The sequence below is a fragment of the Paenibacillus sp. P4_A7 genome (genome assembly GCF_056402455.1).
Map to the genome: position 1 here is coordinate 1 of NZ_JBFUHJ010000727.1, position 1,672 is coordinate 1,672.

Sequence of the window (1,672 nt, forward strand, 5' to 3'; positions counted from 1 at the left end):
GTAAACTTGCCAGAAGAAAAGACGCTTGGATCAATACCAGTAAACTTGCCAGAAGAAAAGACGCTTGGATCAATACCAGCAAACGCAACCAGTTTCTTCGCGTGATCGAACCGATCAATTTCTCCGACCTCAGCTAAAATTGTTGCTGCAATTTTGGTGCCAATGCCGGGTATCGATTGGATTAGATCGTACTCCATTAATTCTTCAGCCAGAGTCTCTATCGATTTATCCAGTTTCGATAGATGCTCTTGGTACTGAAGAAGTAAATGAATGAATAGCTCTAATGAGACTAAATGACTCGGAAAAGCGGTCTCTCTGAAGGGATTTCACTCTGCAGCAGCCATTAGTTTCTGTGCCCGTTCCAGCGACCACCGGTTCGAGGTAACATGTCCAACAAGGCGTTGTATGTTCGCCGTAACGTTTTCCTCAGACAACGCTAGCACCGATTGAGACGTTGGATACTGGGCCAGGAAACGAAGTGATACCTTAGAATAAAGGTCACCAAACACGCCGTGATACTCTGGAAAGACTTGATCCAGTACCGCTTGAAACTGCAACTTTACCTGGACATACATTTCAGTCAGTGACTCATGTTGCCGTGTCAGGTAACGCAGATTCATCAGATACTGACCCCGTTTTTTGTAAGGTTCCAGCTCTTCTTTGTAGAACATTTCACCCAACTGGTATGAGTCAGCAACATCCGTTTTCACCTTACGTAAATTCATTTTTTTCGCTTGGTGTGAAATTAACGGATTGATAACGATATACAGATATTGATGCTCATCTAGAAACTGAATAACCGGACTATGATAATGGCCCGTTGCTTCTAACACAATGGCTGGACGCTGCCTAGCAAAGGACTCCAAGTTTTGAGCAAAGCGGAGGAAGGACGCTAATCCCTCAAGATTGTGCTCAAATCGAAAGGTCTTTCCGTAGGGCGTTCCTCGATCTGAAAAGGCTTGTGCATGACTTTCTCCTTTAGATACATCTAATCCAATGACAGGATTCATTCAATCACTCCCGATATTATATTCGCCAGTAACCCCTAACCTTCTTGTCGTCCACATTATCGCATGTGATTCGGGATCATGGTCCCAACCAGCCTAATCATGGTATGACAAATAGGGGGGATGAACTGTATAGCTCTCGGGATCTAAGTCCCACGGGCAGAAACGTTCGATCCCCGGCTACCGCTATCTTACGACCACACAAAAATGAGGTCCACCAGAAAGATCTGGTGACCTTATAATACGAACGGGCAGGATAGTGGAATATATTTACCAAGGCTTGGTTATCTTAACTTGAGAATGAGCGCAGGAAATAAACGAACTGCTTGTTCAAGGGAGGGAATTATGAAAAAAGTATTAAAAGTATCAATTGTGTTACTGATGTGCTTATCACTTTTCTTTACTATGGGATTTGTAAAGAAAGGTGAGCTTGTTTTGACAAATGTAGAAACAACGGTCATTAAATCTGAAAATATACTACGATACGACTTCAAAATCAAAAATACTGGGCCACAACGAATTATTGGAACATTCGACTATCCTGGACATTACTCATATGGTTTGGAAGTGACAGTAAGACCATATGATAAACTGGCTTCGTTGATGGAGATACAACAGAATACGCTATTCCGAAAAATGCAATTTAGAGGCGGCAGCTCAGCAGG

The 1,672-nt window shown here is 42.8% G+C and carries 1 protein-coding gene and 1 pseudogene; one reads left to right on the top strand and one right to left on the bottom strand.

Features of this window, described 5'->3' with window-relative positions; all coding sequences use genetic code 11:
* Positions 1 to 1,010: pseudogene (locus AC1DWN_RS33460) on the bottom strand (IS110 family RNA-guided transposase); the annotation flags it as partial.
* A 342-nt stretch (positions 1,011 to 1,352) separates the two neighbouring features.
* Between AC1DWN_RS33460 and AC1DWN_RS33465 the strand changes: the two are divergent.
* Positions 1,353 to 1,672 (top strand): hypothetical protein (locus tag AC1DWN_RS33465; protein ID WP_477563140.1); only part of this gene is annotated, 320 nt, incomplete at its 3' end.